This is a genomic window from Polaromonas eurypsychrophila (assembly GCF_014641715.1).
In the GTDB taxonomy this organism is placed as follows: domain Bacteria; phylum Pseudomonadota; class Gammaproteobacteria; order Burkholderiales; family Burkholderiaceae_C; genus Polaromonas; species Polaromonas eurypsychrophila.
Genome location: NZ_BMIG01000007.1, coordinates 95,274 through 110,712, shown reverse-complemented (window position 1 = coordinate 110,712; position 15,439 = coordinate 95,274). Strand labels below are relative to the sequence as shown.

The following is a 15,439-nucleotide window of genomic DNA, read 5'->3' as shown; positions in this document are numbered from 1 at the left end:
GCTTTCTGCTCATGGGCTAGAGCTAGTTTTAACTCAAATTCAGCGTTCCAGTGTGAGGGCAACCCCCATGCCGCCGCCAATACACAGGCTGGCGATGCCTTTTTTGGCGTCTCGACGCACCATTTCGTGGATCAGCGTGACCAGGATACGGCAACCGGACGCGCCTATCGGGTGGCCGATGGCAATCGCGCCGCCATTGACGTTCACCTTGCTGGTGTCCCAGCCCATCTCCTTGTTGACGGCGCAGGCCTGCGCGGCAAAGGCTTCGTTGATTTCCAGCAGGTCCAGGTCCTGCGCTTTCCAGCCAGCGCGCTGCAAGGCTTTGGTCGCTGCGGGCACCGGACCCATGCCCATGAAAGCTGGATCCAGGCCGCTGGTGGCGTAGCTGGCGATGCGCGCCAGTGGCTTGAGACCAAGCGCCGCAGCCTTCTTCGCGGTCATGACCATCACGGCGGCGGCGCCGTCGTTGATGCCCGAGGCATTGCCGGCCGTCACACCGCCAGCCTTGTCAAACGCGGGGCGCAAGCCGGCCAGGCCTTCGGCGCTGGTCTTGCGGTTGATGAACTCGTCGGCAGAAAACACCAAAGGATCGCCCTTTTTCTGCGCGATCGAAAACGGAATGATCTCGTCCTTGAACTTGCCGGCGTCCTGCGCCGCCATGGCTTTGGTCTGGCTGGCCAGGGCCAGCGCGTCCTGCATGTCGCGGCTGATGCCATATTTTTTGGCGACATTTTCGGCAGTGATGCCCATGTGGTACTGGTTGTAAACGTCCCACAGGCCGTCAACAATCATGGAGTCAATCATCTTCCAGTCGCCCATGCGCTGGCCGTCGCGCGAGCCGTTGAGCACGTGCGGCGCAGCACTCATGTTCTCCTGCCCGCCGGCAATCACGATCTCGCTGTCGCCGGTGGCGACGGACTGGGCTGCCAGCATGACAGCCTTCAGGCCGGAGCCGCAGACGGCGTTGATGGTCAGGCCGGGAATGGCATGCGGAAAGCCTGCCTTCACCACGCTCTGACGCGCCGGGTTCTGGCCCACGCCAGCCGTCAGCACCTGACCCAGAATGACTTCGCCGATCAGCTCGGGGGACAGGCCCGCGCGCTCGGCCACGGCCTTGATGACCGCCGCGCCAAGTTCGGTGGCGGGGGTTTTGGCGAGGCTGCCGCCGAACTTGCCTACAGCGGTGCGGGCGGCTGAAACGATGACGATGTCTTCCATGGGTTTCTCTCCTGTAAAAATTCAGCTGTCTGTCGTTGCGGCCCCGAATCAGGTCCGGGGTTTCAACTTATGCATCCCATGCCGGCGCTGCGGGATCCGGGGCATGGATCCCGGGTCAAGCCCGGGATAACAAGATTTTTCATTCAGGCCTTGGCCTTGACGTAACGGCCGGGTGCGGCCTCGATGACTTTGTGTTGCCGGCTGCCATAACTTTTGGGCGCAGCAATCTGCTTGCCTGCGTGGGTTTTGAGCCAGTCCGACCAGTCGGTCCACCAGCTGCCGGGGTGTTCTGTCGCGCCCTTGAGCCAGTCAGCCTGCACGGCCGGAAACTTGCCCTGGGGCAATTTGTCGTTAGTCCAGTAACTGCGCTTTTTCTTGGCGGGTGGGTTGATCACGCCGGCGATGTGGCCCGACGCGCCCATGACAAACCGCTTCTTGCCGGGCAGCACCTGGGTCGAGGCATAGGCCCCACCGACCGGCACGATATGATCTTCGCGTGAGCCATAAATGTAGGCCGGCATGTCGAGCTTGCCGAGATCAACCTTCTGTCCGCAGACCGTGAGCTTGCCGGGCTTGGCAAGGTTGTTTTCAAAATAGGTGTTGCGCAAATACCAGGCATAAAACGGGCCCGGCAGGTTGGTCGAGTCGCTGTTCCAATAGAGCAGGTCAAACGGCGGTGGGGTCTCACCCTTGAGGTAGTTGCCGACCACATAGTTCCAGACCAGATCGTTGGGCCGCAGGAAGCTGAAGGTGGACGCGAGGTCCTGGCCCTTGAGCAGACCGCCCTTGCCCATCTGCATCTCGCGGTAACTGACGGACTGCTCGTCGATGAAGATGTCGAGGATGCCGGTGTCGCTGAACTCCAGCAGCGAGGTCAGAAAGGTCGCGCTGGCCACCGGCTTGTCACCCCGCGCGGCCAGCACCGCCAGCGCGGTGCCGAGGATGGTGCCACCCACGCAGAAACCCAGCGCGTTGATGGTTTTGGCGCCGGTGATGTCCTGCGTGACTTCAATCGCCTTGATGGCAGCGTGTTCGATGTAGTCGTCCCAGGTTTTTTCGGCCATCGACTCGTCAGGGTTGCGCCAGCTCACGACAAAGGTGCGGTGGCCCTGCGCCACGGCATAGCGAATCAATGAGTTCTCGGGCTGCAGGTCCAGGATGTAAAACTTGTTGATGCAGGGCGGGACCAGCAGGAAAGGCCGCTCATAGACCTTGGCCGTCAGCGGCTTGTATTCGATGAGCTGGAAAAATTCGTTTTCAAAAACCACTGCGCCTTCGGTGGTCGCGACGTTTTTGCCGACCTCGAAGACACTTTCATCGGTCATGGACACATGGCCCTGCTTCATGTCGTGCAGCAAATTGGTCAGGCCCTGGGCAATACTTTCGCCCTGCGTGTCGATGGCTTTTTTCTGCGCCTCGGCATTGAGCGCCAGGAAGTTGCTGGGGGCGGCGGCGGCCATCGCCTGCTCGACCGCAAAGCGCACGCGGGCCTTGGTTTTTTCGTCGCCCTCGACCGCATCGGCCAAACCCATCAGCGTTCGGGCATTGAGCAGGTAGGCCGAGGCGGCAAATTGGGCAACGGGGTTTTGGTGCCAGGCTTCTGACGAAAAGCGCCGGTCGGTCGACTTTGATGTGCTGGCTTGCAGACCGCTGTTCCAGAGCGTGCTGATGTCGGCAAGGTAAGTTTTCTGGATCTCCAGCAACTTGAGCGGGTCGATCTGCAGCGGTGGCAGGGTTGCCTGCGCATCAGCCATGCCGATCTGCGCAAAACCAGGCGCCGCGCCAAAGCCGCCGCCGGCCATCGCGCCCATGACCTGCTTGAGGCCCTGCGCAAAAGTCTCTTGCATCTGTTGGGCCGATTGCGCCAGGTTTGCGTCAGAATTCATGCTTGTCTCCAGGGATATCTGCGGGCTCTTGGGGGCAGTCTGTGTCGAGCTTGGATAGCCGCGGCAAGTCAACTCTAGTATCGTGTAAAAACTTTCCCAACTCATTAGGCCACACGAAATTTATGTATTTGATCGTCATTGCCTGGATGTATGTCGTGCTCATGATGAGTGTTGCTGAAGCCACCCATCCGTCCGGGACGCTGCTGGGCGCACTGGTGACCTTTGTACTCTATGGTGTGGGTCCTGTGGCATTGGTGGTTTACCTGATGGGCGCGCCGTCCCGTCGAAAAGCGATCAAGGCACGCGAAGCCGCCGAAGCGACCACCATGCAGCCCCCGTCACTCGAGCCAGATGCAGGCAGCCATACGGCCGGTAGTCTTGCGCCCGTTGCCTCGGACGCCGGCATCGCGCCGGTGCGAAAAGAACCTTGAGGCATTGCCCACCGTGCACCAGGATGCACTGCCGTCATTGCCAAAGATTTGCGTGATGCCCAAGGCCTGAAGCCGCAACCGGGCCAGGCCGGCGAGGTCGGCGAGATACTTGCCGGGGGCTGCAGCGGTGAAACAAGCGGCGGCCCCGGGATCGTTGTCCACAAAGGCTGCCCTCACCTCAGCACCCACCTCAAAGGCTGTCGGGCCAATACATGGTCCCAGCCACGCTATGGTATTGATAGCTGCTGGCGCTCGTCCCTTATGGGCCAGAGCCCTAAAACGTTCAAAAGCCTGCTCCAGTACACCGTCGCCTTGCCTGCCCGCCAGCCCACGCCAGCCGGCGTGGGCTGCAGCCACCGACCCGCCCTCAGTGTGGGTGAACAGAACCGGCAGGCAATCGGCCACCATGATGGTGCATGCGACGCCGCGCTGCGAGGTGATGGCGGCGTCGGCCTGCAGACCGTGTGGCGTTTGGCCGTCCAGCGGCAAGACGGCTGAGCCGTGCACCTGCTGCAGGAAAACCGGTTTCGCCCCCGTCACTTGCGCCAGCAGCGCCCGGTTAGCCGCCACCTGCGCGGGCACATCGCCGACGTGATCGCCCAGATTCAGGCTGTCCCAGGGCGCAACCGAAACGCCGCCGTGGCGGGTCGTCAACACCGCGCGCACGCCGGGCGGCGCTGGCCAGTCAGGCGTCAGCCAGTCAGGATTCACAACGATCAGGGCTCGTTGTCCGGGCAGGCCGAGGGCTGGGCTTTCTGAAAAGCCTCCAGCGCCATGCAGGCCTCGTAGGCCGCCATGGCGCGGCTCAAGCCGTCAAAGTTCACGTTGAAGCGTTTGGCGTTGAAAATCTGAGGCACCAGGCAGCAGTCGGCCAGTGTTGGCGTCTCGCCGTAACAGTAGGTCGACGCCGGCAACTGCATCAGTTGCCGCTCAAAGCCTTCCAGCCCTTCGCGCACCCAATGGCGGTACCAGGTGTTTTTGGCGTCTTCATCGACCTTCAGCTCACGCACCAGGTATTTGAGCACGCGCAGATTGTTCAGCGGATGGATTTCGCAGGCCACCGACTGCGCCAGCGCGCGCACTTTGGCGCGGCCCAGCGCATCGCCGGGCAGCAGCGGCGGCGACGGATGGGTTTCGTCCAAGTACTCGATGATTGCCATGGACTGCGACAGCCGCTCGCCTACGGTCTCCAGCATAGGCACCAGCAAGTCTGCTGACACCGCTGAATAGGCCTCTTTCTTGTGCTCGCCTTTGGCAATGTGCACGGGCACGTAGTCGTAATTAAGGCCCTTCAGCTGCAGCGCAATGCGCACGCGAAAAGAGGCGGATGAACGGAAGTAGTTGTAGAGCTTCATGGTTGAAAGCATAAACTGAAAAGGCGATTTTTATGAGCTGACGGGGCGCCTGACAGCGAGTTGCGGCCGGAATCACCGACGCAACTTCAGTTACTTGCGTCCGACCCTTCCGCCGTCCGCAGCCAGACAGTCCCAAGATCGTCAGGGAAACGCCGCACAGCCCCTCGACTTTTCCAAAGCCGGCACATACACTGGTTATCCCTTCGGTCGGATGACAAACGCGACTGTACCCATCACTGCCATCGGCGCTCTGCCAACCTGAAAGGTTGAACGAAAATGAGAAATGGCAACCATCAAACGCCAGAGAGCGCATTTGCCTGGTGTGCTGGCAGGTCTGCCCCTGGTAAGCAGTTGTTAAAACAATTGGGGCGGCACGACGCCGCTGCAGGCGCGCCAGGGGTGCGAGCTATCTCAAATTACCAATGAACCGCACTACTCCACAAATGCGGGATTTCGCCGAGCGTCTCATTGCTCATGAGACGAATGGGAATAAATCTTTCGATGTAAAACTTCCGGCGGCGTTTCTGGTCTTTGAGAAACTGCGCCCGCAGCTGGCGAACCTTATGGGCAGCACCGGTTTTCGTGCGCTCCTCACCCGCTCGCTTGCGCTGGCCAGTGCGGAGGTTCCGTGGCTGCGCGCAGTGCATGTCAAATCAGATGGCACTTTGGAAGGGCTGGAAAAATTTGAAGCGCAAATTGACCTGGATTATTTTTTTGAGGGCAGAGTAGTTCTGCTCGCTGCGTTGCTCGGACTGCTGGTGGCCTTCATCGGCGAAAAATTAACGGTGCAGTTGGTGCGCGGTGTCTGGCCAAAACTGTATCTCAACGATCTGGATTTTAGTAAAGGCGCTAAAAATGAAAAAACAAAATGACGCGAACGGAAGTCGCCCAACAAAAAAAGTCGTTAGCCAGCCGGCCAAGGTCACGATACGCAAACTGCCGACCGGCGTGCGCGGCCTGGACGACATCATGGGCGGCGGCATTCCTGAATTTTCTTTCAACATCATTGCTGGCACGCCTGGTTGCGGCAAAACCACGATGGCGCATCAACTCGTTTTCGCCAATGCGACGGTGAAAAAACCGGCGCTCTATTTCACCGTCCTGGGTGAATCGGCGATCAAAATGCTGCGCTATCAGCAACAGTTTTCTTTCTTCGACGAATCCAAATTGGGCAAGGCCGTCCGCTTCATCAACCTGAGCGACGTGGTGCTGGGGAAAGATCTGGACGCGGTCCTCGATGAAATCATCAAACAGGTGACGACGATCAAGCCGGGCTTGGTGGTGGTGGACTCCTTTCGCACCGTGGTGCGCACGGCGCAGGCGAGCTCCAGCGAAATCGAGATGCAATCGTTCATTCAGCGCCTCGCCCAGTTTCTGACCAGTTGGGAGGCCACGACGTTTCTGGTCGGCGAATATGCCCAGGACGAGATTCGCGACAATCCGCTGTTTACCATTGTCGATGGCCTCTTCTGGCTGTCTCAGGTGGCAGAAAGAAATTCCGTGGTGCGGAAATTGCAGATCATGAAACTGCGCGGGCAGGCGTCGGTGCCGGGAATGCACACTGTGCGCATCAACGATGACGGAGTTCAGGCGTTCTCACGGACTCTGGGACTGGCCGGAAAAGCGATGAAACCGGTTCGAAAACGGCGGCTCTCCATGGGCATTCCCGAGCTGGACAAGATGATGGGCGGGGGTATTCTGGAGGGCGACAGTCTCCTCGTTGCGGGGCCTTCGGGGACAGGGAAATCTGCTTTGGCGACACAATTTATCGCTGAAGGACTGCGCCATGGGGAGCCAGGAATCATGGCGATCTTTGAAGAACGCCCGGCAGGCTACACGCATCGCGCCGACAGTTTTGGTTTGAATCTAAGAACGCCGCAGGAAAAGGGAAAACTGGAGATTCTTTACCTCAGGCCGCTCGACCTTTCGGTCGATGAAACCATGCAGGAAATTCTTGATGCCATCGAAAGGATAGGCGCAAAACGGCTGGTGATCGATTCGCTGGTCGGTTTTGAGATGGCGCTGGCGCCCGGCTTTCGCGCCGACTTTCGCGAGTCGCTTTACCGGATGATCGGGGCGTTGACGGGGGCCGGGGTCACGATTCTCAGCACCGTCGAAGTGGAGGATACATTTACTGCGCTGTCGTTCAGTCATTACACCATTTCGTTCCTCACCGACGATATTCTCCGAATGCGCTATGTGGAGATTGATGGACAGCTCAGAAAGGTCATGGTCGTGATCAAAATGCGCGGCGGCAATCACAGCAAAGACATCCGCGAATATGTCATCACAAACAAGGGTGTGGTTGTTATCCACCCGCGGAGTACAGAATACATTGGGCTGACCGCCGGCATTCCCCAGCGAACCGGCCCGCGCCAGACGCAGGAAGAAGAACCCGCACCGGAGCCGAAAGCGAGGAAGTAAATTCTCACTTGTTATGCAGACAAGTCCAACATCACCCCCCCCGCAGCGGCCGCCTGACCTGTCCGACCTCTGCCTGGCGGTCGCCGAGCATTCGCCCCTGCCGATGGTTGCAGTGCAGGGAGCCAGCCACATCGTGCGCTATGTCAACCCAGCCTTCTGCCGCCTTATGGATAAATCCGCAGAACAACTGGCCGGAAAACCGTTCGCCGAAATGATGCTGGACAACGACGAATGCCTGAGCCTGCTGGAGCGCGTTTACCAGACGGGAGAATCCGAAAGCCACACGGAACATCGAGGCTCGAACCCGCATCCTGTCCTGTGGTCTTACACGATGTGGCCGGTGCGGGCGGGTGAGCGCGCTGCGGGGATCATCATTCAAGTGACCGAGACCGCGCAGTCTCATGGACAGACCGTCGCGATGAACGAGGCCTTATTACTCGGGTCATTGCGCCAGCATGAACTCACTGAAGCATCGGACACTTTGAACGCGCAACTGCGCGTGGAAATTGCCGAGCGCAAACAGGCGGAAAACGCCTTGCGTGAATCCGAAGAACGTTATCGCAATTTATTCAACTCGATTGACGAGGGTTTTTGCGTCATCGAGATGATTTTTGATGAGCAGAAAAAGCCGATCGATTACCGATTTCTTGAAGTGAATCCTTCTTTTGAGAAACAGTCTGGAATATTTGAAGCGATGGGCAAACGTATGCGCGAGATCGCGCCGAATATTGAGAGGCATTGGATTGAAACTTACGGCAATGTCATTCTGACAAGTAACCCGATCCGCTTTGTCAACGAAGCGAAAGCGTTGAATGGCCGTTGGTTCGATGTCTACGCCTTCCGGATCGGTGGGCCGGAGAGCCGGAAAGTAGCTGTCATTTTCAATGACATTACCGCACGGAAACAGTCCGAGCGGAAGTTACAAGAGCAAGCGGAAGCGCTGGCCGACCTGCACCGCCGCAAGGATGAGTTTCTGGCGATGCTCAGTCATGAACTCCGCAACCCGCTGGCGCCCATCTCAAACGCCGTGCGCCTCCTTCGTCTCCAGCAGAACGAAGACCCACTCCAGCTGCAGGCCCGCACCATCATTGAACGTCAGGTGGGGCAACTGAAGCATCTCATCGATGACCTGCTGGAAGTCTCCCGCATCACAACCGGCAAGGTACAACTTCGTCAAGAGCGGATCGTTTTGAGCGGCATCGTGGAGCGGGCGGTTGAGACAGCGCAGCCGCTGATCGTACAGCGCCGGCATGAACTTGAGGTGTCGCTACCGCCGGAACCTATCTGGTTGCATGCAGACGCCGCCCGACTGGAGCAGGTGGTGGTGAATCTGCTCACCAACGCCGCCAAGTACACCGAAGAGGGCGGCCGCATCACTCTGACGGTCGGGCGCGAAGGCGATACCGCCGTGCTGCGGGTGCGCGATACCGGCGTCGGCATCTCCCCCGAATTGCTACCCCGCATCTTCGACCTGTTCACGCAGGCCGAACGGTCACTGGACCGCTCGGAAGGCGGCTTGGGCATTGGTCTGTGCCTGGTGCAACGGCTGGTGGATTTGCACGGCGGGACCGTAGAGGCGCACAGCATCCTGGGACAAGGCAGCGAGTTTGTAGTGCGTCTGCCGGTGATGCTCACCTCAATACCGCCGTCGCCGTCGACGCCTGTTGAACCGGCTCGGCCGCGCGGAAAATGCTGTCGGGTGCTGGTCGTCGATGACAACGTGGACGCGGCACAAACCGTGGCGATGCTGCTGCAAATGTCAGGGCATGAAGTCCGGATGGCTCACGATGGCCCGGACGCAGTGGATATGGCTCTTGCCTGGCACCCGGACCTGGTTCTGCTGGATATTGGCCTGCCAGGGCTCAACGGGTTCCAGGTGGCTGAGCGAATCCGCCAGGAACCCACACTGAAAAACGTCGTGCTGGTCGCCCTGACGGGGTATGGGCTGGAGGCAGACCGGCAGCGGTCAAAAGAAACGGGTTTTGATTACCACCTGGTCAAACCAACCGATTTTGATGAGGTTGAAAAAATCCTGGAATCCGTCTGCCAACGCGATCCGAGTTCCTAGGAGACGAGGCTTTTTGCCGATGTAGGGAAAAAGGTTGGGTCGATCTGATTTCGAGAAATTTTGTGTGAGCAATCGCTTGGGCGACTTTCTGATCCGCCTTGCCTCGCTAAGATGCGCCATCAACGCCGTCTGACAGGCCCATTACAAGAGCGGCAGATGTTTCACACTGGAGAATCCCATGACTGCCATAGCTTCACTGATCAATCACCAGGTACGCCTGGCCGCGCGCCCTACCGGCTTGCCGACCCGGGCCAACTGGAACTTCACTACCGAGCCGGTCGCCGAACCCGGCTCCGGCGGCGTGCTGATCAAGACCTTGTACCTCTCGCTGGACCCGGCCATGCGAGGCTGGATGAACGAAGGCAAAAGTTACATCCCGCCGGTCGAGATCGGTGCGGTGATGCGCGCCGGCGGCATCGGCAAGGTAATCGCTTCGCATGACCCGGCCTTTGCCGTGGGCGACTATGTCAATGCCGGGCTGGACGTGCAGGAATACTGCCTGATCCCCGAGGCGCAGATCAAACGCAGCGGCATGTTCAAGATCGATGCGCGTCTGGGCCTGACCACCTGGCTCAATGTGCTGGGCATGCCCGGCATGACGGGTTACTTCGGCCTGATGGATGTGGGCCAGCCCAAGGCCGGAGACACCGTGGTGGTGTCTGGCGCTGCCGGTGCCGTTGGCCAGACAGTTGGCCAGATCGCCAAGCTCAAGGGCTGCCGCGTTGTGGGTATCGCTGGCGGCAAGGCCAAGTGCGACTGGGTGGTCAACGAGCTGGGCTTCGACGCCTGCATCGACTACAAAGCCGGTGACGTCAAGGCCGGACTCAAAGAACATTGCCCCAAAGGCGTGGACATTTATTTTGACAACGTGGGCGGCGACATACTTGACGCGGTGCTGACACGCATCACGCGCGGCGCGCGCATCATCATCTGCGGCGCTATCAGCCAGTACAACAACACCACGCCGGTCAAGGGCCCGGCTAACTACCTGTCGCTGCTGGTGAACCGCGCGCGCATGGAAGGCATTGTGGTCTTCGACTACGCCGACCGCTACCCCTTGGCGATTGCCGAGATGGCCGGCTACCTGAAGGACGGCAAGATGAAGAGCAGGGAAGATGTGGCGCAAGGGCTGGAGAACTTCCCCGAAACCCTGCTCAAGCTCTTCAACGGCGAGAACTTCGGCAAGCTGGTGTTGCAGGTGGCCAAGGAATAAAGCCCGGACCGCGCAACATGGTGCGGGTCAAGCCCGCAATGACGGGATCGTGGTGTAGAGGTCCAGACCAGCAGGGGCCGCGGATCCGGCTTTGCCGGGCCGCAGGCGCAGCGGCCCCCTCGGGGGGCAGGGCGCTACGCGAAGCGAGCAACCGTGGGGGCTATGTCAGCCAGCGCGCCACGGCCACCGTGGCTGCACCCGCCACGGCGGCTGCCAGGTCGTTGCGCACCAGCTTCATCACCAGACCCACCGCCAGCAGGGCCAGCAGTTCAGGCAGCTTGCCCGCGGTGGCTGCGGGCGTGACGATGCCGACCATCACCGAGATCGGTATCGATTTGAGCGCGGCCTCCACGCACGGCGTGATGGCCACATAACCCATCAGCAGGAAGCCGCTGATGCGGCAGGCGAAGGACGCGAGCGCCATGCCCAGCAGTGCCAGCCAGAAAGTCGATTCAACGGCCATGGCGCCACGCTCCCATCAGCCCGCCCGCCACGCCCGCACCCACGATGTACCAGGCGCCTGGCACCAGCCGGTGCAGGACCAGCGCCACCAAGCCCGCAGCAGCCACCGGCCACAGGTCGGACTTGCCGCGCCACAGCACGATGCCAATCGCTGCGGCAAACGCCGCCAGCATGAAGTCAAGGCCAAAAGCGGCTGGGTTGGGCACATTACCCGCCAGCAGGTGGCCCAGCAGCGTGCCCCCTATCCAGGGCACAAACATGGCCAAGCCGGAGCCCAGCACGTAACCGGCGTCGCGGTAGCCAGCTTCGTATTCACGCATGGCCATGGCCCAGTTGCCGTCGCCGAGAAAAAACAGTGAGCCCCAGCTCTGGTGCCGCGGCAAGCCGGTCAGCCAGGGCTGGAGCGCTGCGCCGTAGAGTACATAACGCGCATTCATGACAAAAATCGTGACGATGACCGGTGTGACGGCTGCCGTGGCGGTCCAGCCCTGCAGCGCCGCAAGTTGTGCGCTGCCTGAATAAACAGCTGCGCTCATCAGCATGGCCTGCAGCCACGACATGCCGCGCTCGCTGGCCAGCACACCGAAAACCATCGCATACAGCGTGATGCCCGGCGCCATCACCTGGGCGGCGAAAAAACCGCGGCGTACACCAGCAGCGGTAAAACTCACGGGTGCGGGTGTCAACGCCCCACCACCAGTCGGATCGCCGGCAACACACGTTCAGTCTCGGCCCGGCGCTCCAGCGCCATGCGCATGTTCATCTGCGCGACTTCGGTGTGTTCGATGGCCAGCGCCTGGGCGCGCGCGCCCTCGCCGGCTTTGAGTGCGGCGAACAACATGTGGTGCTGGCGGTGCGCGTACAGCATCCAGTCCCGGTCCAGTGTCACCGTGCCCTGCATCGGCAGCATGGCAGACGCCGGCGCAAACGGCAGTTTGTCGTTGAGCGCCACGGCGCGCTGCAAGGCGCGGTTGCCGCTGGCTTCGAGCACCAGTGCGTGGAAACGATCGTTGACCACGGCGTAAGCCGCATAACTTTCGTAGTCCAGCGGGTTGGCGGCCAGCGCCAGGTCGCCCTCATCCAGGCAAGCCTGCAAGTCACCCTGCAACTGGCGCGAGACGCCGTGTTCGGCCACCAGCCGCGCTGCCATGCCTTCGAGCTGGCCACGCACGGCAATGGCGTCGGCAACTTCACGCGGCGTGAACTGGCGCACCAGAAACTTGCCTGTGTCGTTGGCTTCGACCAGGCCTTCCTGCTCCAGCGTGACCAGGGCCGCGCGTACCGGGGTGCGGGAGGCGCCCAGGCGCTCGGCCAGTTGCTGCTCAGCCAGGCGCTGGCCAGGCTCGAATTCGCCGCGCAAAATCAGGTCGCGCAACTGGATCAGCACCGTCTCTTGCAAGTTCATGATGAGAAATGTACACTGAATTTTAAATTCGGTATACCGTTTTAAGAAGGTCGCCCCATGAATGCAGAACAAAACGAATTGATCACCCGCGTCGGGCCGGACACACCCTGCGGCGCGTTGCTGCGCAGCTACTGGCAACCCGCGGCACTGGTCGACGAGTTCAACCCGGCGCTCGATCCCCGCATGGACAAACGCCCGGTCAAGGCCGTCCGCCTGATGGGCCAGGACTTCGTGCTGTTCCGCAACGACCAGGGCAACTATGGCCTGCTGGACCGCCACTGCCCGCACCGCGGCGCCGACCTGTCCTTCGGCCGCGCCGAGGGCGACGGCCTGCGCTGCCCCTTTCACGGCTGGAAGTTCGACGTGGCTGGCCGCTGCCTGGAAACCCCGGCAGAACCTGTCGGCAGCAAGCTGTGTGAGCGCGTGAAACAGCGCAGCTACCCGGTGATCGAAAAAAGCGACGTGATCTTCGCCTGGCTGGGCCCCGAGGGTTCCATCCCGCCGCCGCTGCCAGCTTTTGACTGCTTCCGCGCGCCGACGACCCACACCTTTGCCTTCAAGGGCTTGTGGAACGCGAACTGGCTGCAGGCGTTTGAAGTCGGCATAGACCCCGCGCATCCTTCTTTTCTGCACCGCTTTTTGCAGGACGAAGCGCTGGCCGACATCGGCAGCAACGCAGCCGGCAAACAGTTCCGCAGTGCCAGCGCCGGCGCCATCGATGGCGAGCAATGGCCGATGACACGCATCATGCGCGAGTTTGCCCAGCCCGACATCAGCTTTGAGAGCAAACCCTGGGGCATGCAGCTTACGGCCTTGCGCTCCATGAATAAAGAGCTGACCCACGTGCGTGTCACCCAGGCCATCTTTCCGGCAACCTTTGTGATCCCGCTGTCGGAAACCATGACCATCACGCAGATGCATGTGCCGGTGGACGACACCCACACCTACTGGTATTCCTACTTCACCAGTTTTGCCGGGCCGCTGGACAAAGAGAGCATGCGTGCGCAGCGCCAGCAGTTCATCTCGCTGCCCGACTACATCCCTAACGCCGGACGTCACAACAATTGGGGCTTCAGCGCCGAGGAGCAGCGCACCCAGACCTACCTGGGAATGGGCGAGGAAGACATCAATGTGCACGACCAATGGGCGGTAGAAAGCATGGGCGCGATCCAGGACCGCACACGGGAGCATCTTGGCACCAGTGACAAAGTCATCATGGCGAACCGCCGGGTCCTGCTCAAGGCGATTGCCACCGTGCGGGAAGGCGGCGTGGCGCCCGGCATAGCCGACGCCGCGCAGGCCCAGCACATGGTTGGGCCCGATACCGTCGATGGCATTGCGCCCGCCGGGCAATGGCCAGACTGGTGGCAGGCACAGGCCCGGGCCAAGCAGGAAAACGCACCTTGGACATCTCCCCCCGTTCGCACTGAGCCTGTCGAAGTGCCTGCCGCGGCTTCGACAAGCTCAGCCCGACCGGTGCAGAAATGAACAGCTTCGCCGAACACTGCGGCATCCATGATGAAGCGCGCCGGCTGGCCCTGCAACAGACCGAACAGCTGATTGCCGCCAGCGGTATCGAGCTGGTACGTTTTGCCTGGTGTGATCTGCACGGCACGCTGCGCGGCAAAACACTGGTGGCCAGCGCCGCTGCCAAAGCCATGCTGGACGGCGTCGGCCTGGTTAGCACCTTGCTGCTCAAGGACAGTTCCGATCGCACGGCTTTCAAGGTGTTTGAGGCCGGCGGCACGGCGGAACTGCCAGGCTTCGAGTTTGCGAGCAACCTTTTGCTGCTGGCCGACCCGGCCAGCTTCAAACCACTGCCCTGGGCAGCCGCTACGGGCTGGGTCCAGGGCCAGCCCTGGATGCAGGATGGCAGCGCCGTTGAACTGGACAGCCGGCGCATCCTGCAGCGCGCGCTGGCGCGGTTGGCCGAAGCCGGCTACGGCATGAAGTGCGGGCTAGAAATCGAGTTTCACATCTACCGCATCACCGGTGACAGCGCCCAGGACCAGCTTGATCCGGAACAGGCTGCCTGGCCCGGCCCGCCGCCCAAGGTGGCCATGATCCACCCCGGCTATAACCTTCTGTCCGAGCAATGGTTCGACATGGCGGAAGAACCGCTGCGCATCGTCCAGCACACGGCGCAGGCACTGGGCCTGCCTTTGCAGTCACTGGAAATCGAGCTTGGCCCGAGTCAGGTCGAAGCGGTTTTCGACGCGACTGACGCGCTGACCGCTGCCGACAACATGGTGCTGTTTCGCAGCGCGGTCAGGCAGGCGCTGCGCCGTGCCGGTTACCACGCCACCTTCATGTGCCGCCCGCCCTTTCCGAACATCATGTCCAGCGGCTGGCATCTGCACCAGTCGCTGGTAGACATACACACCGGCGCCAACCTGTTCCAGCGCGACGCGTCGGCGCAAGGCACGCAATCCACCGACGCGCAGTACACGCTGTCCGAAGTAGGGGAGCATTATCTGGCCGGCCTGCTGGAACATGCGCGCGGCATGACGGTGTTTTGCACACCTACCATCAATGGCTTCGGCCGCTTCCGCCCGAACGCGCTGGCGCCGCAGTCGGTGCTGTGGGGCCGCGACAACCGCGGTGCCATGCTGCGCGTGGTTGGGCAGGCGGGCGATGCTGCAACGCGCATCGAAAACCGCATCGGCGAGCCGGCGGCCAACCCCTATCTCTACCTGGCCTCTCAAATCCACGCCGGGCTTGACGGCATCACGCGCCAACTCAAGGCGCCGGTAGCTACCGATGCACCGTATGGCGACGCTGCGGTCAAAATACCCACCAGCCTGGGCGAGGCGCTGGACGCACTGCAGGCCGACAGTGTCCTCGTCGACGCCTTCGGCAGCAGCTTCATCAACTACTTCATGCGCATCAAACAGTCGGAGATCACACGCCACGAACAGGCGGTGGACGGGGACGACTGGCAGCGCCGCGAATATTTCAGCCGCATTTGAACGGCAGG

13 protein-coding genes are annotated in these 15,439 nt (G+C 61.1%); 6 read left to right on the top strand and 7 right to left on the bottom strand.

Translation table 11 applies throughout. The features are described from left to right. Positions 1-39: 39 nt before the first annotated feature. The 4 genes from IEX16_RS11405 to maiA form a co-directional block, all read right to left on the bottom strand. On the bottom strand, positions 40-1,218 hold the full coding sequence (locus IEX16_RS11405) for an acetyl-CoA C-acetyltransferase (RefSeq protein WP_188708609.1): 1,179 nt from the start codon (positions 1,216-1,218) through the stop codon (positions 40-42). Positions 1,219-1,361: 143 nt separating this feature from the next. Continuing rightward, positions 1,362-3,104: a class I poly(R)-hydroxyalkanoic acid synthase gene (gene phaC / locus IEX16_RS11400; protein WP_188708608.1), complete on the bottom strand. Its 1,743-nt coding sequence runs from the start codon at positions 3,102-3,104 to the stop codon at positions 1,362-1,364. Between the two features lie 338 nt (positions 3,105-3,442). Beyond that, positions 3,443-4,246, bottom strand: coding sequence for a peptidoglycan editing factor PgeF (pgeF, locus tag IEX16_RS11395; protein ID WP_188708607.1), 804 nt, complete (start codon positions 4,244-4,246; stop codon positions 3,443-3,445). A 5-nt stretch (positions 4,247-4,251) separates the two neighbouring features. Continuing rightward, a complete protein-coding gene (gene maiA, locus IEX16_RS11390) occupies positions 4,252-4,890 on the bottom strand; it encodes a maleylacetoacetate isomerase (protein ID WP_188708606.1) in 639 nt (212 codons plus the stop codon). A 422-nt stretch (positions 4,891-5,312) separates the two neighbouring features. On the opposite strand from maiA, the gene IEX16_RS11385 reads away from it, so the two are divergent. The 4 genes from IEX16_RS11385 (at position 5,313) to IEX16_RS11370 (ending at position 10,595) form a co-directional block, all read left to right on the top strand. After that, on the top strand, positions 5,313-5,762 hold the full coding sequence (locus IEX16_RS11385; protein ID WP_188708605.1) for a hypothetical protein: 450 nt from the start codon (positions 5,313-5,315) through the stop codon (positions 5,760-5,762). Further along, a complete protein-coding gene (locus IEX16_RS11380; RefSeq protein WP_188708604.1) occupies positions 5,746-7,314 on the top strand; it encodes a DUF7125 family protein in 1,569 nt (522 codons plus the stop codon). The genes IEX16_RS11385 and IEX16_RS11380 overlap by 17 nt, the downstream gene beginning before the upstream one ends. Positions 7,315-7,327: 13 nt before the next feature. Then, positions 7,328-9,382, top strand: a complete 2,055-nt coding sequence (locus IEX16_RS11375; RefSeq protein ID WP_188708603.1) for a PAS domain-containing hybrid sensor histidine kinase/response regulator — start codon at positions 7,328-7,330, stop codon at positions 9,380-9,382. A gap of 178 nt (positions 9,383-9,560) precedes the next feature. Then, positions 9,561-10,595, top strand: a complete 1,035-nt coding sequence (locus IEX16_RS11370) for an NADP-dependent oxidoreductase (protein ID WP_188708602.1) — start codon at positions 9,561-9,563, stop codon at positions 10,593-10,595. 160 nt (positions 10,596-10,755) lie between these two features. Here IEX16_RS11370 and IEX16_RS11365 read toward each other — a convergent pair whose 3' ends face one another. Genes IEX16_RS11365 through IEX16_RS11355 form a run of 3 tightly spaced genes read right to left on the bottom strand, consistent with a single transcriptional unit; the run spans position 10,756 to position 12,462 of the window. Continuing rightward, positions 10,756-11,058, bottom strand: a complete 303-nt coding sequence (locus IEX16_RS11365; protein WP_188708601.1) for an AzlD family protein — start codon at positions 11,056-11,058, stop codon at positions 10,756-10,758. After that, positions 11,048-11,743 carry an AzlC family ABC transporter permease gene (locus tag IEX16_RS11360; protein WP_188708600.1) on the bottom strand — a complete coding sequence of 232 codons (696 nt, stop codon included), beginning with the start codon at positions 11,741-11,743 and terminating at the stop codon, positions 11,048-11,050. The genes IEX16_RS11365 and IEX16_RS11360 overlap by 11 nt, the downstream gene beginning before the upstream one ends. Next, complete coding sequence (locus tag IEX16_RS11355) at positions 11,740-12,462, bottom strand: GntR family transcriptional regulator (RefSeq protein WP_188708599.1); 723 nt, start codon at positions 12,460-12,462, stop codon at positions 11,740-11,742. The genes IEX16_RS11360 and IEX16_RS11355 overlap by 4 nt, the downstream gene beginning before the upstream one ends. A gap of 57 nt (positions 12,463-12,519) precedes the next feature. On the opposite strand from IEX16_RS11355, the gene IEX16_RS11350 reads away from it, so the two are divergent. Then, positions 12,520-13,950, top strand: coding sequence for a Rieske 2Fe-2S domain-containing protein (locus IEX16_RS11350; protein ID WP_188708598.1), 1,431 nt, complete (start codon positions 12,520-12,522; stop codon positions 13,948-13,950). Beyond that, positions 13,947-15,431: a glutamine synthetase family protein gene (locus IEX16_RS11345; protein WP_188708597.1), complete on the top strand. Its 1,485-nt coding sequence runs from the start codon at positions 13,947-13,949 to the stop codon at positions 15,429-15,431. Before IEX16_RS11350 ends, IEX16_RS11345 begins: the two co-directional genes overlap by 4 nt. The last annotated feature ends 8 nt before the right edge of the window (positions 15,432-15,439 follow it).